Raw genomic sequence first — 23331 nt, 5'->3', positions numbered from 1 at the left:
CGGCCAAACTCCTGACGCTGAACGGCTTTTCGATCCGCTCCGCAACCCCCTTGCCAGCCGCACTGCCATACGGTAACGTATGGTCAAAGAACGGATGATTTCCCAGGGGAGCGATACGTCCATGCTGTCCAACCAGTACCCGAGCCTGAATTTCGACCTCGGTGAGTCGGCCGACATGCTGCGCGATTCGGTGCGGAGCTTCGCCGCCAACGAGATCGCCCCCCGTGCCGCCGAGATCGACCGCAGCAACGAGTTTCCGAACGAGCTGTGGCGCAAGATGGGCGACCTCGGCATCCTCGGCGTGACGGTGGAGGAGGAGTATGGCGGCGCCGGCATGGGCTATCTGGAACATGTCGTGGCGATGGAGGAGGTGTCCCGCGCGTCGGCCTCGGTGGGCCTCAGCTACGGCGCCCACTCCAACCTCTGCGTCAACCAGATCCGCAAGAACGGCACGGAGGAGCAGAAGCGCCGCTACCTGCCCAAACTGATTTCCGGCGAGCATATCGGTGCCCTGGCGATGTCGGAGCCGAACGCCGGGTCCGACGTGGTGTCGATGAAGCTGCGGGCCGAGAAGAAGGGCGACCGTTACGTCCTGAATGGCACCAAGATGTGGATCACCAACGGCCCCGACGCCGACACGCTGGTGATCTACGCCAAGACCGACATCAATGCCGGCCCGCGCGGGATGACCGCCTTCCTGGTCGAGAAGGGCTTCAAGGGCTTCTCGGTGGCGCAGAAGCTGGACAAGCTGGGCATGCGCGGTTCCAACACCGGCGAACTGGTGTTCGAGGATTGCGAGGTGCCGGAAGAGAACATCCTGGGCGGCGTCGGCCGCGGCGTTAACGTGCTGATGTCCGGCCTGGATTACGAGCGCGCGGTGCTGTCCGGCGGCCCGCTCGGGATCATGCAGGCCTGCATGGACGTGGTGATCCCCTATGTCCACGACCGCAAGCAGTTCGGCCAGTCCATCGGCGAGTTCCAGCTGATGCAGGGCAAGATCGCCGACATGTACACGATCATGAACGCCGCCAAGGCTTATGTGTACGCCGTTGCCAAGGCCTGCGACCGGGGCGAGACCACCCGCAAGGACGCTGCCGCCGCCATCCTGTTCTCTGCCGAAAAGGCGACCTGGATGGCGCTGGAGGCCATTCAAACGCTGGGGGGCAACGGCTACATCAATGAGTATCCGACCGGCCGCCTGCTACGCGACGCCAAGCTCTACGAGATCGGCGCCGGCACCAGCGAGATCCGCCGCATGCTGATCGGACGCGAACTGTTCAAAGAAACGGCCTGAAGGCCGGGAGACCGCGCAAAGCGGTTCGGCAAAGCACAGAGAGCATCGAGGGAAAGGGACCGACCACCATGACCGACAGCATCGTCATCGCCGCCGCCGTCCGCACGCCGATGGGCGGCTTCCAGGGCGACCTCATGGGCCTGACCGGCCCGCAGCTGGGCGCCGTTGCCATCCAGGCGGCGCTGGAGCGCTCGGGCCTCGCCGCGGACGCGGTGGACGAGGTGTTCATGGGCAACGTGCTGTCGGCCGGTCTGGGGCAGGCCCCGGCGCGCCAGGCCGCGCTGGGCGCCGGGCTGCCGAAGGGCGTCGGCTGCACCACCATCTCCAAGGTCTGCGGCTCCGGCATGCGGGCGGTGATGTTCGCCCATGACGTGATCAAGGCCGGCTCGGCCAAGGTCGTGGTGGCCGGTGGCATGGAGAGCATGTCGAACGCTCCTTACCTGCTCGACCGCGCTCGTGCCGGCTACCGCATGGGGCATGGCAAGGTGCTGGACCACATGTTCTTCGACGGTCTGGAGGACGCCTACGAGAAGGGCCGCCTGATGGGCACCTTCGCCGAGGAATGCGCCAGCAGCTACAGCTTCACCCGCGAGGCGCAGGACAACTACGCCATCGAGAGTCTGAACCGCGCCCGCAAGGCGGTGGAGGACGGCTCCTTCAAGGCGGAGATCGCGCCGGTCCTGGTCAAGGGCCGCAAGGGTGACGTGCTGGTCGACACCGACGAGCAGCCGGGCAAGGGCGATCCGAAGAAGATCCCGACGCTGAAGCCGGCCTTCGCCAAGGACGGTACGGTGACGGCGGCGAACGCCTCGTCGATCTCCGACGGCGGTGCGGCGCTGGTCGTCACCACCCGCAGCGAGGCCGACCGTCGCGGCCTGCGCGTGATCGCCGAGATCAAGGGCCATTCCAACCACGCCCAGCAGCCGGCGCTGTTCACCACCGCGCCGGTGGGCGCGATGCAGAAGCTGTTCGAGAAGGTGGGCTGGTCGGCCCGCGACGTCGATCTGTTCGAGATCAACGAGGCGTTCGCGGTCGTCACCATGGCGGCGATGCGGGATCTGGACCTGCCGCATGACAAGGTGAACGTCCATGGCGGCGCCTGCGCGCTCGGCCACCCCATCGGCGCCTCGGGTGCCCGCATCCTCGTCACGCTGCTGGCCGCACTGGAAAAGTACGACCTGAAGCGCGGCGTGGCCAGCTTGTGCATCGGCGGCGGCGAGGCGACGGCCATCGCGGTGGAGCGGGTGTAAAGCACTCCCGCCCGTACCCCCTCTCCCCCGGGGAGAGGGGACCATAAAAATATGGGAGGAGCAGCATGCACCTGACCGAAGAACAGACCATGGTCCGCGACATGGCCCGCGCCTTCGCGCAGGACCGGCTCGCGCCGACCGCCGCCGAGCGCGACCGCAGCGGCGCTTTCCCCAAGGTTGAACTCGCCGAGATGGGTGAACTCGGCCTGATGGGCATGCTGGTGCCGGAGGAGTTCGGCGGCGCCGCCACCGACCATGTCGCCTACGCGCTTGCCATCGAGGAGATCGCCGCCGGCGACGGCGCCGTCTCCACCATCATGAGCGTCCATAATTCGGTCGGCTGCATGCCGATCCTGAAGTTCGGCACGGATGCCCAGAAGGACCGCTTCCTGAAGCCGATGGCGCGTGGCGAAATGCTTGGCGCTTTCTGCCTGACCGAGCCGCAGGCCGGGTCCGACGCCTCGGCGATCAAGACCCGCGCCCGGCGCGACGGCGATCACTGGGTGCTGAACGGCACCAAGCAGTTCATCACCTCCGGCTCGCAGGCCGATGTCGCCATCGTCTTCGCGGTGACCGATCCGGCGGCCGGCAAGAAGGGCCTCAGCGCCTTCATCGTGCCGACCGGCACGCCGGGCTATCAGGTGGCGCGGACCGAGGAGAAGCTGGGCCAGCACTGCTCCGACACCTGCCAGATCGTCTTCGAGGACTGCCGGGTTCCTGCCGAGCTGATGCTCGGGGCCGAAGGCGCCGGCTACAGGGTGGCTCTGGCCAATCTGGAAGGCGGGCGCATCGGCATCGCGTCCCAGTCGGTCGGCATGGCGCGCGCCGCACTCGACCATGCCATCCGCTATGCCCAGGAGCGCCAGAGCATGGGCGTGCCGATCGTCCAGCATCAGGCCATCGCCTTCCGCCTCGCCGACATGGCGACGCGGGTGGAGGCGGCGCGGCAGATGGTGCTGCATGCGGCATCCTTGCGCGATGCCGGGGTGCCCTGCATGAAGGAAGCGGCAATGGCCAAGCTGTTCGCCTCGGAAATGGCGGAGAAGGTCTGCTCCGACGCCATCCAGATTCATGGCGGCTATGGCTACCTCAACGATTTCCCGGTCGAGCGCATCTATCGCGACGTCCGGGTCTGCCAGATCTACGAGGGCACCAGCGACATCCAGCGGCTGGTCATCAGCCGCGCCCTTGTCCAGTAACCAGCCCAGTAATCAAGACCGCCAAACCGGGAGGAAGACGGCATGACCGTCCTGAAGAGCGCCCTGAATGCGCGCTCCGCCGAGTTCCAGGCCAACGCCGACGCCATGCAGGCCCTGGTCGACGATCTGCGCCGGAAGGTCGCCGCCATCCAGCAGGGCGGCGGGGCGAAGGCGCGCGACAAGCACCTCGCCCGCGGCAAGCTGCTGCCGCGCGAGCGCATCCGCCAGCTGCTCGACGTCGGCTCGCCCTTCCTTGAGCTGTCGCAGCTGGCCGCCGACGGCGTCTATGCCGAGGACATCCCGTCGGCCGGCATCATCGCCGGCATCGGCAGCGTCGCCGGGCAGGAATGCATGATCGTCGCCAACGACGCGACGGTGAAGGGCGGCACCTATTACCCGCTGACGGTCAAGAAGCACCTGCGCGCGCAGGAGATCGCCCAGCAGAACAACCTGCCCTGCATCTATCTGGTGGATTCGGGCGGCGCCAACCTGCCGAACCAGGACGAGGTCTTCCCCGACCGCGATCATTTCGGCCGCATCTTCTACAACCAGGCCAACATGTCGGCCGAGGGCATCCCGCAGATCGCTGTGGTGATGGGAAGCTGCACCGCCGGCGGCGCCTATGTTCCGGCGATGTCGGACGAGGCGATCATCGTCCGCAACCAGGGCACCATCTTCCTCGGCGGCCCGCCGCTGGTGAAGGCGGCGACCGGTGAGGTGGTGTCGGCCGAGGATCTCGGCGGGGCCGACGTGCATTCCCGCACCTCGGGCGTCACCGACCATTACGCGATGAACGACGCCCACGCCCTGGCGATGGCGCGGCGCGTGGTGTCAAACCTGAACCGTGCCAAGCACATCGACCTCGACCTGCGCGAGCCGGAGGAACCGGCCTTCGACCCGCGCGAGCTGTACGGCGTCATCCCCAGCGACGCCCGCAAGCCCTTCGACGTGCGCGAGGTGATCGCGCGCGTGGTCGACGGCTCCCGCTTCGACGAGTTCAAGCCGCTCTATGGCACGACGCTGGTGACGGGCTTCGCCCACATCTTCGGCTATCCCGTCGGCATCATCGCCAACAACGGCATTCTGTTCAGCGAATCCGCCCTGAAGGGCGCCCATTTCGTCGAGCTGTGCTGCCAGCGCCGCATCCCGCTGGTGTTCCTGCAGAACATCACCGGCTTCATGGTCGGCCGCAAATACGAGGCCGGCGGCATCGCCAAGGACGGCGCCAAGCTGGTCACCGCGGTCGCCTGCGCCAAGGTGCCGAAATTCACCGTCATCATCGGTGGCAGCTATGGCGCCGGCAATTACGGCATGTGCGGCCGCGCCTACAGCCCGCGCTTCATGTGGATGTGGCCGAACGCCCGCATCTCGGTCATGGGCGGCGAGCAGGCCGCCGGCGTGCTGGCTCAGGTCAAGCGCGACGCCATGGAAGCCCAGGGCAAGCCCTGGTCGGCCGAGGACGAGGAGGCGCTGAAGGCGCCGATCCGCGCCCAGTTCGAACGCGAGAGCCACGCCTATTACGCCAGTGCCCGGCTGTGGGACGACGGCATCATCGACCCGGCCGACACCCGCATGGTGCTGGGCCTCGGCCTGTCGGCCTCGCTGAACGCCCCGGTGCCGAAGACGCCCTTCGGCGTCTTCCGGATGTGAGGGGGGCGACCATGAGCGACATTTTGCCAAACGATATTCTGGTCGAGCTTGCCGACACCGGCGTCGCCACCGTCACTATGAACCGTGGCGACGTTCACAATGCCTTCAACGAACAGGTCATCGCCGACCTGACATCCGCCTTCCGGCGGGTGGGCGAGGATCCGGCGGTGCGCGTCGTCCTGCTGCGCGGGGTGGGCAAGAGCTTCTCGGCCGGGGCGGATTTGTCCTGGATGAAGAAGATGGCCGGCTACTCCCGCGAGGAGAATCTGGCCGACGCCATGGGCCTCGCCACCATGCTGCGCACGCTGGACGAATGCCCGAAGCCCACGGTCGCCGTGGTGCAGGGGCCGGCCTTCGGCGGCGGCGTCGGGCTGGTTTCGGCCTGCGACATTGCCATCGGCGTCGAGACCGCGACCTTCGCCCTGTCGGAGGTTCGGCTGGGCATCATCCCCGCCGCCATCAGCCCCTATGTCATCGCCGCCATCGGCGAGCGCGCCTGCCGGCGCTATTTCCTGACCGGCGAGCGCTTCAGCGCGGCGGAGGCCCACCGCATCGGCCTGCTGCATGAGCTGACTGATGCCGACGGGCTGGAGCAGGCGGTGGCGAAGACGGTGAAGAACCTGATGGACAGCGCCCCCACGGCGGTCACCGCCGCCAAGGAGCTGATCCGCGCCGTCGCCCGCCGGCCGCTGACCGACGACGTGGTGCGCGACACGGCGGAGCGCATCGCCCGCCAGCGCGCCAGCGCCGAAGGCAAGGAGGGCGTCGGCGCCTTCCTCGACAAACGCACCCCGTCCTGGCGGAGCTGATCAACATGTTCGACAAGATCCTGATCGCCAACCGTGGCGAAATCGCCTGCCGGGTCATCCGCACCGCCCGCCGCCTGGGCATCAAGACCGTCGCGATCCATTCGGAGGCCGACGCCAAGGCCATGCATGTCCAGATGGCCGACGAGGCCGTCTGCATCGGCCCGGCCCCGGTCGGCGAAAGCTATCTGCGCGGCGACGTCATCCTCGACGTGGCGAAGCGCACGGGCGCCCAGGCCATCCATCCCGGCTACGGTTTCCTGTCGGAGAATGCCGGCTTCGCCGCAGCTTGCGCGGAGGCCGGCGTCGTCTTCATCGGTCCGCCGATCGAGGCGATCCGCGTCATGGGCTCCAAGGCGGAATCCAAGCGGCTGATGGCGAACGCCGACGTGCCGCTGGTCCCGGGCTATCACGGCACCGACCAGGACTTCGCCACCCTGTCGGCGGAGGCCGAACGGATCGGCTATCCGGTGCTGGTCAAGGCGTCGGCCGGCGGCGGCGGCAAGGGCATGCGCGTGGTGCGCGCCGCCAACGAACTGGCCGACGCGGTGGCCGGCGCCCAGCGCGAGGCCAAGGCGGCGTTCGGCGACGACAGCCTGCTGCTGGAGAAGTATCTCGGCCGGCCACGCCATGTCGAAATCCAGGTCTTCTGCGACACCCACGGCAACGGCGTCTATCTGTTCGAGCGCGACTGCTCGGTGCAGCGCCGCCACCAGAAGGTGATCGAGGAGGCGCCGGCCCCCAATCTCCCCGACGACCTCCGCCGCCGCATGGGCGAGGCCGCGGTGGCCGCAGCCAAGGCGGTGAACTATGTCGGCGCCGGCACCGTCGAGTTCCTCTATGAGGATGGCGGCTTCTACTTCATCGAGATGAACACCCGTTTGCAGGTGGAGCATCCGGTGACGGAGAAGATCACTGGCCTCGATCTGGTCGAGTGGCAGCTGCGCGTCGCCGCTGGCGCCGAACTGCCGCTGCGCCAAGAGCAGCTGACCCGCCGGGGCCATGCCTTCGAGGCGCGGTTGTACGCCGAGGATCCGCAGCGCGACTTCCTGCCCGCCATCGGCAGGCTGGTCCGCCTGCGCCCGCCGGCCGAGAACGACCATGTCCGCGTCGACACCGGTGTCCGCGAGGGCGATTCGGTGACGATGTATTACGACCCGATGATCGCCAAGCTGATCGTCTGGGACGAGGACCGCGACAGCGCCCTGCGCCGCCTGCGGGTGGCGCTCGCCGAGTACGAGGTGGTGGGCGTCACCACCAACGTCGCCTTCCTCGGCGCCATCGCCGGCCATCCGGCTTTCAAGGCGGTGGAGATCGACACCGGCTTCATCGAGCGCCACCGCGCCGATCTTCTGCCGCCGCCGGCCCCGGTGGCCGACAAGGCGTTGGCCGCCGCCGCCCTGTCGGTGCTGCTGACGCGCCGGGAGGAAGCGCAGGCCGCCCTGCGGGCCCGCTCAGACCGCTATTCCCCGTGGCTGCTCGCCAATGGCTGGCGGCTGAACGAGGAGAACCATTACGACCTGCGCCTGATGGACGGCGAGACGGCGCGCGAGGTGACGCTGCATTTCCGGGCCGATGGGTATGAGATCGCGGTGGATGGAGGCAAGGCGATGCCGGTGACCGGCGTCAGCCTCGCCGACGGCCTGCTGACGGCGACGCTGGACGGAATGCGCACCCGCGCCACCGTGGTGCGGCAGGGGCTCGACATCACCGTCCTGATCGACGGTGCGGTGTCCCGCCTGACGCTGGACGACCCCAGCGCCCGCGCGGCGGAGCAGGAGGGCGGGTCCGGCCGTCTGACCGCGCCGATGCCGGGCACCGTCGTCCGCGTGCTGGTCGAGCCGGGCCAGAGCGTCGAGGCCGGCGCGCCGCTGATGCTGCTGGAAGCCATGAAGATGGAGCACACCATCAAGGCCCCGGCGGCGGGCACCGTCAGCGCGGTGAATTTCGCGGCGGGCGATCAGGTGTCGGAAGGCGTCGACCTGCTGGTTCTCGACATCGCGGAGGCCTGACGATGCAGCTGCCGAAATTCGTCCGCATGGTGGAGGTCGGCCCGCGCGACGGCCTCCAGAACGAAAAATCCATGGTGCCGACCGCGGTGAAGGTGGAACTGGTCAACCGCCTGTCCGACGCCGGCCTGGGCGTGGTGGAGGCCGCCAGCTTCGTCTCGCCCAAATGGGTGCCGCAGATGGGCGACAGCGCCGAGGTACTGGCCGGCATCGCCCGCAAGCCCGGTGTGCGCTATGCCGCCCTCACCCCCAACCTGAAGGGGCTGGAGGGGGCGCTGGCGGCCAGGGCCGACGAGGTGGCGGTGTTCGGTGCCGCCTCGGAGAGCTTCAGCCAAAAGAACATCAACTGTTCCATCGCCGAGAGCCTGGACCGCTTCGCCCCCGTGATGGAGCAGGCCAAGGCGGCCGGCGTGCCGGTCCGCGGCTACGTCTCCTGCGTGCTCGGCTGCCCCTATGAGGGGGAGATCGCGCCGAAGGCGGTGGCCGACGTGGCGGAACGCCTGTTCGCCATGGGCTGCTACGAGATCTCGCTCGGCGACACCATCGGCACCGGCACCCCGACCAAGGCGCAAGCGATGATCGCCGCGGTGGCGGAGCGGGTGCCGGTCGACAAGATCGCCGTCCACTTCCACGACACCTATGGGCAGGCGCTGGCCAACATCCTGGCGGCCCTGCAGATGGGGGTGGCGGTGGTCGACAGCTCGGTCGCGGGCCTGGGCGGCTGCCCCTATGCCAAGGGGGCCAGCGGCAACGTGGCGAGCGAGGATGTGCTCTACATGCTGAACGGCCTCGGCATCGAGACCGGGGTCGATCTGGACAGGCTGATCGCGGCCGGGGCGTTCATCAGCGACGCCATCGGCCGCCCCACCGCATCGAAGGTGGCCCGCGCTCGTGGTTGTGCGTGAGGGACCCTTCGGCAACGAAGGGCCGCGCTTCCGAAAGGGGCGTGGCCCTTTCGTATTTTGGGGTAAAGTAATGCATATGCATGTTGAAAATTCCACTGCGGGAAATTAGCAGTTTCTGCGTCGCGTGCGAAAATCGGTGATAATGGACTCAATGAATACCATGGCATTACTCATGCCGAGTCGGTCGTGTTTTCTGTTGAGTCCTCGTTGCGCAAGGAATTTGGTCATCAACCCTGCGGATAGCTTCCGCCGAATGACGCGATTTATGCATTCAGTCTTGAAGATTTGAGGTGATATCGGGAAGGCTTTGACGGCGTAAAAATATCTGTCCCACGGTCGAATTTCTCGTTTTTGGGGAATTCGTCGGCGGGGATGGTATGGCATCGTCTGTGATGGGTGGGGAAGGCGCGTCAAGGTCGCATTTTGATGCCTATACCGGTCCTGGCGCTGACCGCAAGGGCATTCCCGCCGATGAAGCGGCACACCAATCCCCCGAAGCCTTCATCAAATATTGGAGCGACAAGGGTGGGTCGGAGCGTGCCAACTACCAGAAATTCATCAACCAGCTCTGCGCCCTGATCGGTACGGCGGAGCCGGAAGCCTCTTCGGAACGGGACGCGCTCAACAACTACGTCTATGAGAAAAGAGTTCGCGCGCTCGATCTGGAGGGCGACGACGGGCGGAACAACTATCTCGACTGCTACAAACGGGATTGCTTCGTTCTGGAGGCCAAGCAGTCGCGCAAGCGCCAGCGCGGCGGGCAGGAGGGGAGCGACCTGTTCGGCGGGCTGCCCCACAGCTCCCCGCCCGCCGGGGCACGGCCGTCCTGGGACCGGCTGATGCGGCAGGCGCGCGCCCAGGCCGAACGCTATGCCAAGGCGCTGCCGACCGACCACGGTTGGCCGCCTTTCCTGATCGTCATCGATGTCGGGCATGTGATCGAGACCTATGCCGACTTCACCGGGCTGGGCAAGGCCTACATGCCCTTTCCCGACAGCCGGTCGCACCGGATCAGGCTGGCGGATCTTGCCGATCCGGAGATACGGGCGCGGCTGAAGGCGATCTGGGAAGCCCCCAAAAGCCTCGATCCCAGCGCCCGGCGGGCCGAGGTGACGCGGGACATCGCGCAACGTCTCGCCCGGCTGGCCCAGAGCCTGGAAAAGCGCTACGAACCGAAAGCGGTGGCGCTGTTCCTGATGCGCTGCCTGTTCACCGCCTTCGCGCAGAATGTCGGGCTGCTGCCGGAGGGCGCCTTCACCGGCGTGCTGAACGACGCCCGGCCGAACCCGCAATTCCTGCCGCGCTATCTGGAGCCCTTCTGGCGTAGCATGGATAGGGGCAGCGACCATGACACCACCATCCGCGCCCGTGTCCGCCATTTCAACGGCGGACTGTTCCGGGAAGCCGAGGCGCTGGCGCTCGAGGAACAGGAGATCGGCGAACTGATCGCCGCCTGTTCACGCGACTGGAGGAATGTGGAGCCGGCGATCTTCGGCACCCTGCTGGAAAACGCGCTGAGCAAGCGCGAGCGCAGCCAGTACGGCGCGTTCTTCACGCCGCGCGCCTATGTGGAAAGGCTTGTGGTGCCTGCCGTCATCGAACCGCTGATGGCGGAGTGGCGGAACGCACAGGTGATCGCCGAGAACGCGCGGCAAAAGAAGGATCATGCGCAGGCGATCAAGCAGATCAAGGATTTCCACCAAGCCCTCTGTTCCGTGAAAATACTGGACCCGGCCTGCGGGAGTGGAAATTTCCTCTATGTTGCGCTGGAGAAGATGAAGGCGCTGGAAGGGGAGGTCATCGCGACGCTGGAGGAAATCGGCGGCGGGACACAGGCCAATCTCGATCTCGCCGGGCACACCGTCGGACCGCACCAGCTTCTTGGGCTGGAGAAGAATCCCCGCGCCGTGCCGATCGCCGAACTGGTGATCTGGATCGGTCATCTGCAATGCCACCTGCGCCAGCGCGGGCCGGAAAGCCTGAGCGAGCCGATCCTCCACTCCTACGACAACATCCGGCAATGCGACGCGGTGCTGAGCTGGGACCGGGTGGAGCCGATGCTGGACGATGCCGGACAACCGCGGGTGAAGTGGGACGGCGTCAGCTGGAGGACCGACCCCTTCACCGGCCAGGAGGTGCCGGACGAAAGCCGGACGGTTCCGCTGCAACGCCATGTCGGCGCCAAGCCCGCGGACTGGCCGCAGGCCGACTACATCGTCGGCAACCCGCCCTTCATCGCCGGCAAGGACCTGCGCGCTGAACTGGGCGACGGCTATGCCGAGGCGCTGTGGAAGGCCTATCCGCACATGCCCGGCGGTGCCGATTTCGTCACCTACTGGTGGGACAAGGCGGCCGATCTGGTGCGCAAGGGAGCGGCCCGGCGCTTCGGCTTCATCACAACCAACAGCATCACCCAGACCTTCAGCCGCCGGGTCATCCAACGCCATCTGGACGCGAAGACGCCGCTGCATCTGACCTTCGCCATCCCGGACCACCCCTGGGCGGACGGACAGGGCGCAGCGGCGGTGCGCGTGGCGATGACGGTGGGTGCACCCGTCGAGCATGACGAGCGAACCGGCTTGTTGAAGACGGTGGTGCATGAGGGACAGGCACCGGACCGGGATGGGGCGGTGCCGGTGGTGCTTGACCTGCGGCGAGGGCGCATACACGCGAACCTGACCACCGGAGCGGACGTGGCGGCGGCGAAAGCGCTCAAGGCAAATGACGGGCTGTCCTCTCCCGGCGTCAAGTTGCATGGGTCGGGTTTTCTCGTAACCCCGGCACAGGCGCGTGCGCTCGGCTTGGGGCGGATCGCCGGATTGGAGGAGAGGATACGCGAATATCGTAATGGCCGTGATCTGACCGCACGCTCTCGTGGGTTGATGGTGATCGACCTGTTCAGCATGACGGAAATCGAGGTCAGGCAGAAGTATCCCGATGTTTATCAGTGGTTGTTGGATCGCGTGAAGCCGGAGAGGGATAACAATAATAGAAAGTCATATAGAGAGAATTGGTGGATATTTGGCGAGCCGAGGACGGAACTGCGAAGTGCGATTAACGGTATCGATAGATACATCGCAACCGTTGAAACGAGTCGGCATAGAGTATTCCAATATTTGCCGTCAAATATGGTGCCTGATAACAAGCTCGTTCTAATTTTCTCTAATGAAGCTTACATCCTTGGGATGCTATCGAGCAGAACCCATTGCACATGGTCAATATCTACCGGAGGTTGGCTCGGGCAGGGTAACGACCCCGTGTATGTGAAAACCCGCTGCTTCGACACCTTCCCCTTCCCCAATGCCACGCCGCATCAGAAGCGCGTGATTGGCCAGCTTGCAGAGGAACTCGATGCCCATCGCAAGCGGGTGCTGACCGAGCATCCCGACCGGCTGACGCTGACCGAGCTTTACAATGTGCTGGAGAAACGGCGGAGCCGGGAGGAACTGACTGCGCGCGAGATGGAGGTCTACCAGCTGGGGCAGGTCGGTGTGATGCTGGACCTCCACTGCCGGATCGACCATGCGGTTGCCGACGCCTATGGCTGGCCCGCCGATCTGGAGGATGCGCGGATTCTGGAAAATCTCGTGGCGCTGAACGCCGAGCGCCACCGCGAGGAATGCGAAGGCGTCGTCCGCTGGCTGCGGCCGGACTACCAGAACCCGAAGGGGCAGGGTGCCGCTGTCCAGATCGCGGCGACGCTCGACATCGCGGCGGACACGGCGAAGCGGATCGTCTGGCCGAAGGCGCCGACCGAACAGGTCCATAGCCTGATGGCGGCGCTGAGCCGCTGCGGCCGTGCCGTCGAAGCCGAAAGCCTCGCCCGCCAGTTCAAGGGCGCCAAGTCGCCGCGGGTCAGGGAACTGCTCGACATCCTGGTGTCGGTCGGCCATGCCCGGCAGATCAACAATCTCTATGCGCCTTGACCGGAACCGTCGCGGTCGGTCGCCTCCCCCATCGTCCGGATATGCGGCATCCTAAATTGTACGTGCTACAAACTTGACGCTGCCGCCCGGCCGGCTCATCATGATCTTCGTGATGGATGGTGCCGAAAACGCATTGTTCCCACGACGCCGACCGGCCTGACGGCCGGCCGGAACCACGGCTGGAGTTCCAGTGGCAACGACCCACGGCCGCTTTACGCGCGCCGCTCCATGACCTGTTGCCCGTCCGGCTGAACGGCGGCGGAGCCATACCCGGGTGGCTCCGCCGCCGATTGTTTTTGTGCAGATTGTTTTTGGGCAATCGCCACGGTCCGGACCTGTTCCGGCCATCCTCCCGCCTCATTTCTGTCACGTCCTGTCGCCCCGCACATCTTTAACGAAGCGGCTGGCGAGCAATGGATTTGACCGGTTTTCATACCACTTTTGAGCAAAGAGCTATGCGATGCCATGCCAGATCGCTCGAAAATCAAACGAAACTTCAAAAAATATTGGTGGGTTTTCGCAAAATGGGGGTAAGGGCTGTGGCTTTAACGCGCCATTAACCAGACTGGATTGAGTTTAGGGACATCAGACGCGGCCAACTCCAACCAGCACGCGAAGTTGACTTCCAGGCTAGATGGAAATGGTTCGTCCCGTGTTAATGCCGTTATGTCCGTTCCTCCTGGATTTGAAAGGCCCGCCCCCATGACCGTGCCGGCAGTCCTCCGCGATGTGGCGCAGTTTGGCGCCTACGCCGCCGGCCGGGGCCGACATGCGGGCCTGCTGGTCGCGGTCCTGCTGCTGGCCGGCTGCCCGGCCAACACGGCCGGGCCGGGATGGGGCGGGGCGGACATGACGTCGGCCAACCCGAACGCCCGCGCGGCAACCCCGCCGGTGCCCAGGCAGAAGCCGGCCCGCAAGGTGCCCGACGCCGCCGCGCTGGCCCCGGCCCTGCCGATGCCGCAGCCCGGCCCGCCGGTCACCACCGGCGATCTGGCGATGGCCCAGGCTGCCGCCCAGTCATCCACCCAGGCCTCCACCCAGCTGGCGGCCATCGCACCCGATACCACCCCCCAGGCGGCGAACGCCGCTGCGGTGCCGACGATGGCGCCGGCCATGGGGGGCATGTCCACCCCACCCGCAACCCCCAACGCCGACCCCGACAGCCTTGTCGGGCTGGACGAAGTCCAGACTCTCAAACTCCTGGGGTCCCCCGTTGCACGGGAAGAGGCGCCTCCCGCCAAGATCTGGCGGTATGCCAAGGGCGATTGTACCCTCAAGGTCTTCTTCTTCATGGATATGACCTCGTCCCAGGACTTCCGCGCCCTCTCCTACGACATGAAGAGCAGCCAAAATGTCCCTGACGCCGACCACCGATGCTTCGCACAACTCCTCGCTCAAGCTGACGCAGGGCGCCCTGTCCGCCCCGGGTTTCAGTAAGCCGGAGTCGAACAAGGGAATGTCCGCGATGACCGATCCGACCATTGCCCGCATCGCTCTGGTGGACGACGACGATCTGTTCCGTGAGTCGCTCAGCCTCAACCTCGGCGACGAGGGCTACGAGGTCATCACCTTCGACCGCGGCGAACCGGCGCTCGATTTCTTCGCCGAGGGCGGGGCGGTCGACATCGTCCTCCTGGACTGGCGCATGCCCAAGCTGGACGGCATCGACGTGCTGCGCCAGATGCGCGCCCGCGGCATCGCCACGCCGGTCATCTTCCTGACCGTGCTGTCCGACCAGATTTATGAAGAGGCGGCGCTGGCCGGCGGCGCGCTGGACTTCGTGGAGAAGTCGCGCAGCCTGTCGATCCTGCTGAAGCGCATGCGCCTGATCCTGGACGGCATCAAGGGCGACGGCGCCAAGGGCTCGGAGGACGGGGAAGCCGGCGGCAACGCCACCAGCCACCGCCTGGGCGAGCTGGAACTGCGCCTGGACAACAGCCGCGCCTTCTGGAAGGGCAAGCGCATCGACCTGACGCTGACCGAGTTCAACATCGTCAAGCTGATGTCGACCCGCCCGGAAGAGGACGTCTCCTACCGCGAGATCTACGACCTCGTCCACGGCAAGGGCTTCGTCGCCGGCTATGGCCCGTCGGGCTACCGCGCCAACGTCCGTGCCTTCATCAAGCGCATCCGTCAGAAGTTCCGCTCGGTCGACGCCGGCTTCGCCTGCATCGAGAACTATCCGGGCTTCGGCTACCGCTGGGGCAAGGGTGAGAACGCGGCCAACCAGGGCCGTGACGAGGATGGTATGGGCGAGGATATGCTGATCGATGGCGCTGCTGCCGATTGACCTTGCGATGCGGGCGCCCCGACGGGCGTCCGCCCGCCTGCTCTGGCTCTGGCGCTCGATGGCGAGCCGCCTGCTGCTGCTCACCCTCGTATTCGTCGCGGTGCCGGTTCTGCTCTACGACCAGTTCCAGCGGGCCGACGAGGCGTCGCAGCAGCTTCTGCTGAAAAGCGCCCAGCGCCAGGGCGAACTGATCGCCCGCGCGCTGGAGCCCGAATTGCTGGGCGTCGACCGCACGGCCCTTCCCAGCCTGAGCATCGCCCTTGCCCGCTACGGCGACGACCGCACGCGGCTGAAGCTGCTGGTGCGCCCGCGGGTGGCGGCCAGCGCGTCCGGCGCCAAGGCCGGGCCGGAACCCTTCTTCTACGTCGCCGCGGCGCCCAGCCTGTCGACCGCCGACATCGACGCCGAACGGCGCCTCCTGCTCGAACAGGGCGTGCTGGACCGTCTGGGGTCGAGCTGCGCCGGCAATTCGACGCTGGCGATGCGCGTCCCCCATGCCGAAGGCGGGGAGGAGGTGCTGTCCTCCATCACCCCGATCAAGACCAGCTTCGGCTGCTGGGCGCTGGTGACCAGCCACGCGACCGAAGCCTACATCTCCTCCTCCATCGGCCGCCCCTACTGGAGCACGCCGGCGGTGCAGGCTGCCGCGGCGATCTATCTGGCGATGGCCGCCCTGGTGCTGGCCGTACTGGCCGGCATCTGGCGCAACCTGAACCGCTTCGGCGATCTGGCCCGCCGCATCGTCGGCGGCGAGGACGTGCCCGACCAGGAGAGCGGCAATGCCTCCTTCGCCGCCCGCAACACCGTGCCGGAACTGGCCGGCGTGGCGGAGGATTTCGACCGGCTGGTCTCCACTTTGCGCGACAGTGCCCAGTCGCTTCGCCGCGCGGCGGAGGACAACGCCCACGCCTTCAAGACGCCCATCGCCGTGATCCGCCAGTCGGTGGAACCGCTGCGCCGCGCCCTGCCGGCGGAAAACGCCCGCAGCCAGCGCGCCCTGACGATGATCGAGAAGTCCTTGGACAAGCTGGACGGCCTCGTGTCCTTCGCCCGCCGGATGGACGAGGCGGCGGCCGACCTGCTGGCCCCGGCACGGCGCCGCGTCGACCTGTCGTCGCTGGTGGAACGGATGGCCGGCGGCTACACCGGGTTGCTGGCCGAACGCCGCCTGCACATGCGTTCGCGCATCGATGCCGGGCTGGTGGTGCGGGCCAGCGAGGAGACGCTGGAGACCATCGTCGAGAATCTGGTGGAGAACGCCGTCAGCTTCTCGCCCGCCGACGGGACGGTCAGCGTCCGCCTGACCCGCGTCGGATCCTGCACCGAGCTTGTGGTGGACGACGAGGGGCCGGGCGTCGATCCCGCCAATCTGGAACGCATCTTCGAGCGCTACTTCTCCCACCGCGAGCCCGGCCGCGGCATGCCGGAGGACGAGGCGGCGGCGCATCAGGCCGGGGCGGCGCATTTCGGCATCGGCCTGTGGATCGTCCGGCGCAACATCGAAGCCTTCGGCGGCCGTGTCCGTGCCGAAAACCGTCCGACCGGCGGCCTGCGCATGACGGTGACCCTGCCGCTGGCGGCCTGACGCCATCCGCCGGCGGCAAACAGGCTTCGGAGCCGCATCGCTCCAACCGCTGCGGCTATGGTCCGGCATGGCTTGGCCCCAATTTTTCCGCTAGGATCGGGGCCGCCAGCCGAACAGCATTCCGAGCCGCCGATGGACCGCAGCCTCGATTCCACCGACATCAAGATCCTGCGCGAGTTGCAGGACGACGGACGTCTCAGCAATGTGGAACTGGCCCGCCGCATCAACCTCAGCCCGGCCGCCTGCCTGGAGCGGGTGAAACGCCTGCAATCCGAGGGCATCATCCAGCGCTATGTCGCGCTGCTCGACCCGCATCGGCTGGAAGCGGGGATGCTGGTCTTCGTCGAGGTGGTGCTGGACCGCACGACGCCTGACAATTTCGACGACTTCAAGGCCACCGTCCTGCGCATGCCGCAGATCATGGAGTGCCACATGGTGGCGGGCGGCTTCGATTATCTGGTCAAGGCCCGTGTGCGCGACATGAACGAATACCGCCTGTTCCTGGGCGAGCTGCTGTCCACCGCCCGCGGCGTGCGGGAAACCCACACCTACGCCGTGATGGAAGAGGTGAAGAGCGTCACCGCGATCCCGCTCGACGGGCTGTCCAACGGGCCTTTGCGCGGCTGAACGGTGAGACAATATAGCTTTTTCGAAATTGCATAATACTTTGGGGCCGGTCCGCTTTTCCGGAGGCATTTTGCAACGAGCGATGCCAGCCGATTTCGCGTTGCCGTTGCGCCCGAATGCGGAGTTTGTTCGTTTACCGACAAAATGATGCGGCATGCCGCTTGCAGCGCAAGCTCCGGTCCTGGAGGCCGACCGATGCTTTCATGCTGCTGCTATCGGTTCGCCACCATGCCCGACCGACTTGTTCGAGGCTATGGCTGGAGCGGAACCGCGTCATGCGCGTCAATACACCGATCACCGACCGAGAAGTTCATCTGACCGACGGGATTCCGCTGGTGTCGCGCACCGACACCGGCGGTCGCATCACCTTTGTGAACCAGGCTTTCGTCGAGATCAGCGGTTTTGACGAGCACGAGCTGATCGGCGCCCCGCACAACATCGTCCGCCACCCCGACATGCCGAAGGAGGCCTTCGCCGACCTGTGGGCGACGGCGAAGGCGGGGCGGCCCTGGGAAGGGCTGGTGAAGAACCGCACCAAGAGCGGCGATTTCTATTGGGTGCGCGCCAACGTCACGCCGGTGATGGAGGACGGCGCCATCACCGGCTTCATCTCCATCCGCTCCAAGCCGTCTCGGGACGAGATCGCGGCGGCCGACAGGCTGTATGCGGAGATGCGCGACAACCGTGCGGCTGTGGAACTCCGTGGTGGTGGGCTGTACCGGAAGGGGCCGCGTCGCTGGCTGGATTCTGCATGGACGAGCATGACCGGGCGGCTGCTCGGTGCTTTCGTTCTGCTGATCGCGGCGATGATCTTCGTGGGTGGCTTGGGGCTGGAGGGCATGTCGGCATCGAACGACGCCCTGACGCGCGTGTACAGCCAACGTCTGGCTGCCGCCAGGATCAGCAACGATATCCTGACCCGTATGGCGGACAACCGGCAGATCATAACCAGCCTGATCATTGAGGTGCGGGATGGCGCCCAACCGGCAGCGATCAAGGATCTGCTGTCCCGGATCGAAGGCAACATCGCCGCCATCACGGCGGTCTGGGCCGAATACAGCGCCTTGCCGAAACTGCCCGAAGAACGGGTGTTGGCCGACCGCTTCTTCGAACTGCGCACGAAATACGTGAAGGACGGGCTGCGGCCGACGATGGAGCACATCAAGGACGGCGATTCGCTTGCGGTCGAACGGGATGTCCGGACGGTCGTCACGCCGCTGTTCGCAACGGCCTTCGAAGCGAACCGTGACCTGCTGAACTTCCAGATGAAAAGCGCCGGGCAAGAGGTTTCGGAGGCGCAGAGTGACTTCTCTGTTCGGTTCATGGAGACGGCGGCAATCGTTTCCGCTCTGGCGGTCGCGTCCGGGCTGATCTCCTGGGGGCTGCTTCTGACCTTCCGGAGGCCGTTGAAATCTTTCGAAAGGACGTTCGCCCGCATTTCCAGTGGGGATTTCGTCAGCCCGGCTGAAGCCATCGGCGTGCCGGAATTCCGGCGCGTGGCGTCGGAGCTGAACGCGATGAAGGCGAAGCTGGCCTACGGCATCCACGAGAAGCACGAGACCGAGCTGCGCCAGAAGGCGCTGACCCGCCAAGCCCTGCTGGAAACCTGCAAATCCATCGAAGGCGACCTGGACTCCACCTGGATGGGCGTGGAACTGGCGAGCCGGCGGGCGGGCGACGGCATCGAGCATCTGATGGAGGCGCTCGGCGTTGTGCGCGAGAACACCGTGGTGGTGTCGGCCGCGTCGGAGCAGGCCAGTTCCAACGCCCAATCGGTTGCCGCCGCGACGGAGGAACTGAATTCCTCCGGGCGTGAGATCGCCCGGCAGGCGGCGCGCTCCAGCGAGGTGGCACGGCGTGCGGTGGACAGCGCCCGCGGCTCCGCTTCCGCCATCGGCCGGATGGAGATCGCGACGGAGGAGATCGCCAAGGTCGCCACCCTCATCAACGAGATCGCCGGCCAGACCAACCTGCTGGCGCTCAACGCCACCATCGAAGCCGCCAGGGCGGGGGAGGCCGGCAAGGGCTTCGCCGTCGTCGCCAGCGAGGTCAAGCAGCTCGCCAACCAGACCTCGCGTGCGACCGAGGACATCGCCCGCCAGATCGACCAGCTGAAGCATGCGGTCGGCGGCAGTGTTTCGGCCATTCAGACCGTCATCTCGGTGATCGAAGAGATCGACGAGGCGGCCACCGCCACCGCCGCCGCGGTGGAGGAGCAGTCCGCCGCCAATGCCGAGATCGGGCGCAGCGCCACCAACTCCGCCGGCGGCGCTTCCCAGGTGTCGGGTAGCGTGCTGCAAATCCGCGACCAGACCGACGAGATCACCAGCATCGCCACCGACGTCAGCCGCCGCATGACCGACACCCAGGGCGCGGTGGCCGACCTGAAGCGCCGGCTGGTCATCGCGCTGCGCCAGTCGGTGGCGGGCGACCGCCGCGTTTCCAACCGCATCCCGTGCGAGGAGCCGATCGCCATGACCGTGGCGGGCGACCGCCGCACCGTCACCATGCTCGACCTGTCGCTGGACGGGCTGCTGATCGACAGCAAGGGGCTGCCGGAGTTTGCCGAGCAGACACAGGTGACCGTGACCTTGCGCGATGTCGGCGATTTGCCGGCCATCGTCGCCGGAACCAGCGATCTGGGCCTGCATCTGGCGTTGGACGACCTGTCGGACGATCAGAACAGCCGTCTGGAAAGCGCCTACAACGCGATGGTCGAGGCCGATTCCGCCATCATCGCCACCGCACAGGATGCTGCGGCGGCGCTGGGCAAGGCGCTGGAGGGCGCGCTTGCCAGCGGCAGCATCGGCGAGGACGCACTGTTCTCGACAGAGCTGTCCAGCATTCCCGGCACGGAGCCGGAACAGTGCCTCGCCCCCTTTACCGACCTGACCGACCGCCTGTTCCCGGCGATCCAGGAGCCGATCCTGGCCTCCAACCCGCGCTTCCAGTTCTGTGCGGCCGTCAACGCCGTCGGCTATCTGCCGACCCACAACAGCCGTTATTCCGACCCGCAGCGGCCGGGCGACGCGGTCTGGAACGCCGCCCACTGCCGCAACCGCCGTGTCTTCGCCGACCGCTCCGGCCTTGCCGCGGCGCGCAACACCCGGTCGTTCCTGTTGCAGGCCTACCGCCGCGACATGGGCGGCGGCCAGATGGTCCGCCTGAAGGAGGTCGATGCGCCGATCATGGTGCGCGGCCGCCACTGGGGCAATCTGCGGCTGGCCTACATGCCGTGACCGCTCAGGATTGCGGCTGCGCCGCCGGTACCAGCACGTCGGCGCAGATCGCCCGCACCACCTCGGCCCGGTCGGCCGCGGCGCCGGGGGCGAGCAGGCCCTGGCCGAAGGCGAAGGCGTAGAACAGGTAGGCGCGGGCGAAGGCCTGGTCGGCGGGCAGCCCGAGCGCCACGAACAGGCCGGCAACGCTGTGCAGGCGTTCGCGGTCGACCTCGGCGATAACGCTTTCCGCCTCCGGCGCGCGCCGGGCCCAGTCGCGCACCGCTAATTCGATCGCCATGCCGCGCGGCTTGTTGCCGCCATAGAGCGCCAGCAGGTCGCGCAGCTGCTGCGCCGGTTCCCGCCCGTCCAGCCGGGTCTGCTCCTTGATCGCGGCGATGCGGCCCAGCTTCCAGCTGTCCAGCAGGGCGCCCATCAGGTCGGTGCGGTCGCGGAAATGCCAGTAGAAGCTGCCCTTGGTGACCTTCAGGGCCTTCGCCAGCACCTCCACCCGCACCTTGTCGACGCCGCCTTCGGCCAGCGCCGCGAAGGCGGCGGCCAGCCAGGATTCGCGGTTCTTCGTCTTGGATTCCATACCCGTCCTTCGCGCTCTTCCCATTGCCGCAGCCGCAGTCCCGAACGCGTTCTATACCCGAAAAGGGTGGTCCGTGACTATTCGCCCTGCTGCATCTGGATCGCGTCGGACGCCCGGCCGCGGTAATGGATGTTGCCGTCGCCGTCCAGGAAGGCCCGGTCGCCGGTCAGGTAATAGCGCCGGCCGTGGCGGAATCGCTGGGCGGTGCGGTCCGGGTTGTTGGCGTAGGATTCGAACCAGAACAGCGGGGAGTGGTCGACGTCGATGGCGATCTCGCCGGCGCCGCCCACCGGCGCCTCGCGCCCGTCGGGATCGAGGATGACGACGCGGAAGCCCGGCATCGGCCGGCCGAGCGAGCCGCTTGCCGGCTGGACCGCATCGGCGCCGTCCGGTCCTTCGGACTCGTGGCGGCCGATGCCGTCGGGATCGTACCGGTTCACGATGAAGATGCCGGTCTCGCGCTGGCCATACTGGTCGAGCAGGGGGACCTTCACCGTCCGGTTGGCCCAGGCGATCAGGTCGGGCGGCAGCGGCTCGCCCACCACCGACAGGATGCGCAGCGCGGTTTGATGCGACACGCCGGGATCGGCACCGTGCCAGGCGCGGATCTGCGACGGGGCGGCGGTCAGGTTGGTGACGCCGAACTTGGTCAGCATGCGGTAACCCTGCCGCACGTCGTAGGGCCCGTCGCAGAATATCGTCGTCCGTCCCAGCAGCAGCGGTCCGACCAGCCCGTAATAGGCGCCATAGGCCCAGCCGGGATCGGCCATGTTCCAGTAGATGTCGTCGTCGCGCAGGTCGAGGCCGATGCGCATGTACTGTTCGATCCCCGACAGCGCCTTGACCGGCAGCGAGACGCCGAGCGGCGTCGGCTCGGATTCCGAGGTATAGATCAGGGCGAATGCGTCGCCCTCGCGGTAGCGCGCCACCTCGCCCAGCGGGGCGGCCTCGTGCAGCGACGACCAGAAGGGCACGGCGTCGGGACCGAAGGCCTCGTCGCCCTCCACCGTCACCACCGGGCGGGTGTTGTCGCGCGGCACCTTGCGGCGCAGGAAGCCGTTGGTGACGATGGCCCGTGCGTCGCTGTCGGCCAGCCGGTAGGCGACGGCCGAGGCGGTGTAGGTGGTGAACAGCGGCATGTAGACGCCGCCAAGCCGCCAGATCGCCAGCGCGGTGATCAGCAGTTCCGGCCCCTTCGGCAGCAGCACAGCCACCCGGTCGCCCACCCCGACCCCCATGCTGGCCAGCACGGTGGCGAAGCGCGCCGAATCGCGGGCCAGCCGGGCGAAGCTCAGCTCCGTCGTCTGTCCGGCGACGCTTTCATGCAGCAGCGCCGCCCGCGCGCCATCGGCGGCGCGGACATGGCGGTCGCACAGCAGCGTCGCCAGCGCGATGGACTCGCCGCGGTATTCCGGCCGCAGGAAGGCCGACGGCCTCACCATTAGGATGGGCGGCGAGGGCTGCACGGCCACCGGTGCTGCGGCCTCCGGCGGCTGGGGCGGGGCGGGGGGAGGCGACGGTGCCGGCGGACGGTGCCGCAGGGCCGCCAGATCGCCCAGCGCCACCAGATCGGGACCCAGGTGATAGCGCTTGCTGCGGCCGTCCTGCTCGACCAGCCCGTCGCGCGCCAGCGCCATCAGCAGCCGGTGTGCGGTGGCCTTCGACAGCCCGACCCCGGTCATCAAATCGGCCAGCCGCGCGCCGTCGGTTTCGGCGTCGGCGACCGCGCGCAGCAGCGCGATGGCGCGCTCCAGGCTTTGGGTGCCGCCCGCCGCACTGGGAGCGGTTGCAGAAGCCGCCAAGGGAGGGACGATGTCAGCGTTACTGTTCATGAGGTCCATCATATGGACCGTTCGATCGCCAATCGCAACAAAAAACATGCACTGGCGGAATGTCAGTGTTGAAAACAGACCGCAGCCCGGTATATAGTGCGGAAGTTGCTCATGAAACGGTCCACAATATGGACCCCGCCGGCCG

Annotated in this window: 15 protein-coding genes; 13 read left to right on the top strand and 2 right to left on the bottom strand. The window is 66.9% G+C overall.

The window, feature by feature from the left end; genetic code table 11:
- The first annotated feature begins 121 nt into the window (after positions 1 to 121).
- The 13 genes from GBZ48_RS06810 (at position 122) to GBZ48_RS06750 (ending at position 20780) form a co-directional block, all read left to right on the top strand.
- The gene (locus GBZ48_RS06810; protein WP_174470325.1) at positions 122 to 1294 is read left to right on the top strand and encodes an isovaleryl-CoA dehydrogenase; all 1173 of its coding nucleotides are present in this window, start codon (positions 122 to 124) and stop codon (positions 1292 to 1294) included.
- Positions 1295 to 1362: 68 nt separating this feature from the next.
- Complete coding sequence (locus tag GBZ48_RS06805; RefSeq protein ID WP_174470324.1) at positions 1363 to 2544, top strand: acetyl-CoA C-acyltransferase; 1182 nt, start codon at positions 1363 to 1365, stop codon at positions 2542 to 2544.
- 65 nt (positions 2545 to 2609) lie between these two features.
- Positions 2610 to 3743: an acyl-CoA dehydrogenase gene (locus GBZ48_RS06800; RefSeq protein WP_174470323.1), complete on the top strand. Its 1134-nt coding sequence runs from the start codon at positions 2610 to 2612 to the stop codon at positions 3741 to 3743.
- A gap of 42 nt (positions 3744 to 3785) precedes the next feature.
- Entirely contained in the window at positions 3786 to 5393 is a 1608-nt protein-coding gene (locus tag GBZ48_RS06795; protein WP_149200189.1) for a carboxyl transferase domain-containing protein, read from the top strand.
- 11 nt (positions 5394 to 5404) lie between these two features.
- The gene (locus tag GBZ48_RS06790; RefSeq protein WP_174470322.1) at positions 5405 to 6202 is read left to right on the top strand and encodes an enoyl-CoA hydratase/isomerase family protein; all 798 of its coding nucleotides are present in this window, start codon (positions 5405 to 5407) and stop codon (positions 6200 to 6202) included.
- A 5-nt stretch (positions 6203 to 6207) separates the two neighbouring features.
- Positions 6208 to 8211 (top strand): acetyl/propionyl/methylcrotonyl-CoA carboxylase subunit alpha, encoded by a 2004-nt coding sequence (locus tag GBZ48_RS06785; RefSeq protein WP_174470321.1) that lies wholly within the window; start codon positions 6208 to 6210, stop codon positions 8209 to 8211.
- Positions 8212 to 8213: 2 nt separating this feature from the next.
- Complete coding sequence (locus tag GBZ48_RS06780) at positions 8214 to 9113, top strand: hydroxymethylglutaryl-CoA lyase (protein ID WP_174470320.1); 900 nt, start codon at positions 8214 to 8216, stop codon at positions 9111 to 9113.
- A gap of 377 nt (positions 9114 to 9490) precedes the next feature.
- Positions 9491 to 13039 carry a class I SAM-dependent DNA methyltransferase gene (locus GBZ48_RS06775; RefSeq protein WP_209798439.1) on the top strand — a complete coding sequence of 1183 codons (3549 nt, stop codon included), beginning with the start codon at positions 9491 to 9493 and terminating at the stop codon, positions 13037 to 13039.
- Positions 13040 to 13741: 702 nt separating this feature from the next.
- Positions 13742 to 14476 carry a hypothetical protein gene (locus GBZ48_RS06770; protein WP_246307026.1) on the top strand — a complete coding sequence of 245 codons (735 nt, stop codon included), beginning with the start codon at positions 13742 to 13744 and terminating at the stop codon, positions 14474 to 14476.
- A gap of 28 nt (positions 14477 to 14504) precedes the next feature.
- Positions 14505 to 15329, top strand: coding sequence for a response regulator transcription factor (locus GBZ48_RS06765; protein WP_174470318.1), 825 nt, complete (start codon positions 14505 to 14507; stop codon positions 15327 to 15329).
- Positions 15310 to 16914 (top strand): sensor histidine kinase, encoded by a 1605-nt coding sequence (locus GBZ48_RS06760; protein ID WP_246307025.1) that lies wholly within the window; start codon positions 15310 to 15312, stop codon positions 16912 to 16914. Before GBZ48_RS06765 ends, GBZ48_RS06760 begins: the two co-directional genes overlap by 20 nt.
- Positions 16915 to 17046: 132 nt before the next feature.
- Positions 17047 to 17541, top strand: a complete 495-nt coding sequence (locus GBZ48_RS06755) for a winged helix-turn-helix transcriptional regulator (RefSeq protein WP_098737064.1) — start codon at positions 17047 to 17049, stop codon at positions 17539 to 17541.
- A gap of 275 nt (positions 17542 to 17816) precedes the next feature.
- On the top strand, positions 17817 to 20780 hold the full coding sequence (locus tag GBZ48_RS06750) for a methyl-accepting chemotaxis protein (RefSeq protein WP_174470317.1): 2964 nt from the start codon (positions 17817 to 17819) through the stop codon (positions 20778 to 20780).
- A gap of 4 nt (positions 20781 to 20784) precedes the next feature.
- Here the strand turns inward: GBZ48_RS06750 and GBZ48_RS06745 are convergent, their stop codons facing one another.
- Together GBZ48_RS06745 and GBZ48_RS06740 are read right to left on the bottom strand one after the other, a co-directional pair.
- Complete coding sequence (locus GBZ48_RS06745) at positions 20785 to 21354, bottom strand: TetR/AcrR family transcriptional regulator (RefSeq protein ID WP_174470316.1); 570 nt, start codon at positions 21352 to 21354, stop codon at positions 20785 to 20787.
- Positions 21355 to 21431: 77 nt separating this feature from the next.
- Positions 21432 to 23186, bottom strand: coding sequence for an AMP-binding protein (locus GBZ48_RS06740; RefSeq protein ID WP_246307024.1), 1755 nt, complete (start codon positions 23184 to 23186; stop codon positions 21432 to 21434).
- Positions 23187 to 23331: the final 145 nt, after the last annotated feature.

It is taken from the genome of Azospirillum melinis, assembly GCF_013340935.1.
GTDB lineage: Bacteria > Pseudomonadota > Alphaproteobacteria > Azospirillales > Azospirillaceae > Azospirillum > Azospirillum melinis.
This window is presented reverse-complemented; position numbering and strand designations above follow the sequence as displayed.

What these genes read in the sequence shown, in the direction of transcription:
- GBZ48_RS06810 (WP_174470325.1), top strand. Translation starts at nt 122, where the DNA reads ATGCTGTCCAACCAGTACCCGAGCCTGAATTTCGACCTCGGTGAGTCG.
- GBZ48_RS06805 (WP_174470324.1), top strand. Translation starts at nt 1,363, where the DNA reads ATGACCGACAGCATCGTCATCGCCGCCGCCGTCCGCACGCCGATGGGC.
- GBZ48_RS06800 (WP_174470323.1), top strand. Translation starts at nt 2,610, where the DNA reads ATGCACCTGACCGAAGAACAGACCATGGTCCGCGACATGGCCCGCGCC.
- GBZ48_RS06795 (WP_149200189.1), top strand. Translation starts at nt 3,786, where the DNA reads ATGACCGTCCTGAAGAGCGCCCTGAATGCGCGCTCCGCCGAGTTCCAG.
- GBZ48_RS06790 (WP_174470322.1), top strand. Translation starts at nt 5,405, where the DNA reads ATGAGCGACATTTTGCCAAACGATATTCTGGTCGAGCTTGCCGACACC.
- GBZ48_RS06785 (WP_174470321.1), top strand. Translation starts at nt 6,208, where the DNA reads ATGTTCGACAAGATCCTGATCGCCAACCGTGGCGAAATCGCCTGCCGG.
- GBZ48_RS06780 (WP_174470320.1), top strand. Translation starts at nt 8,214, where the DNA reads ATGCAGCTGCCGAAATTCGTCCGCATGGTGGAGGTCGGCCCGCGCGAC.
- GBZ48_RS06775 (WP_209798439.1), top strand. Translation starts at nt 9,491, where the DNA reads ATGGCATCGTCTGTGATGGGTGGGGAAGGCGCGTCAAGGTCGCATTTT.
- GBZ48_RS06770 (WP_246307026.1), top strand. Translation starts at nt 13,742, where the DNA reads ATGACCGTGCCGGCAGTCCTCCGCGATGTGGCGCAGTTTGGCGCCTAC.
- GBZ48_RS06765 (WP_174470318.1), top strand. Translation starts at nt 14,505, where the DNA reads ATGACCGATCCGACCATTGCCCGCATCGCTCTGGTGGACGACGACGAT.
- GBZ48_RS06760 (WP_246307025.1), top strand. Translation starts at nt 15,310, where the DNA reads ATGGCGCTGCTGCCGATTGACCTTGCGATGCGGGCGCCCCGACGGGCG.
- GBZ48_RS06755 (WP_098737064.1), top strand. Translation starts at nt 17,047, where the DNA reads ATGGACCGCAGCCTCGATTCCACCGACATCAAGATCCTGCGCGAGTTG.
- GBZ48_RS06750 (WP_174470317.1), top strand. Translation starts at nt 17,817, where the DNA reads ATGCGCGTCAATACACCGATCACCGACCGAGAAGTTCATCTGACCGAC.
- GBZ48_RS06745 (WP_174470316.1), bottom strand. Translation starts at nt 21,354, where the DNA reads ATGGAATCCAAGACGAAGAACCGCGAATCCTGGCTGGCCGCCGCCTTC.
- GBZ48_RS06740 (WP_246307024.1), bottom strand. Translation starts at nt 23,186, where the DNA reads ATGAACAGTAACGCTGACATCGTCCCTCCCTTGGCGGCTTCTGCAACC.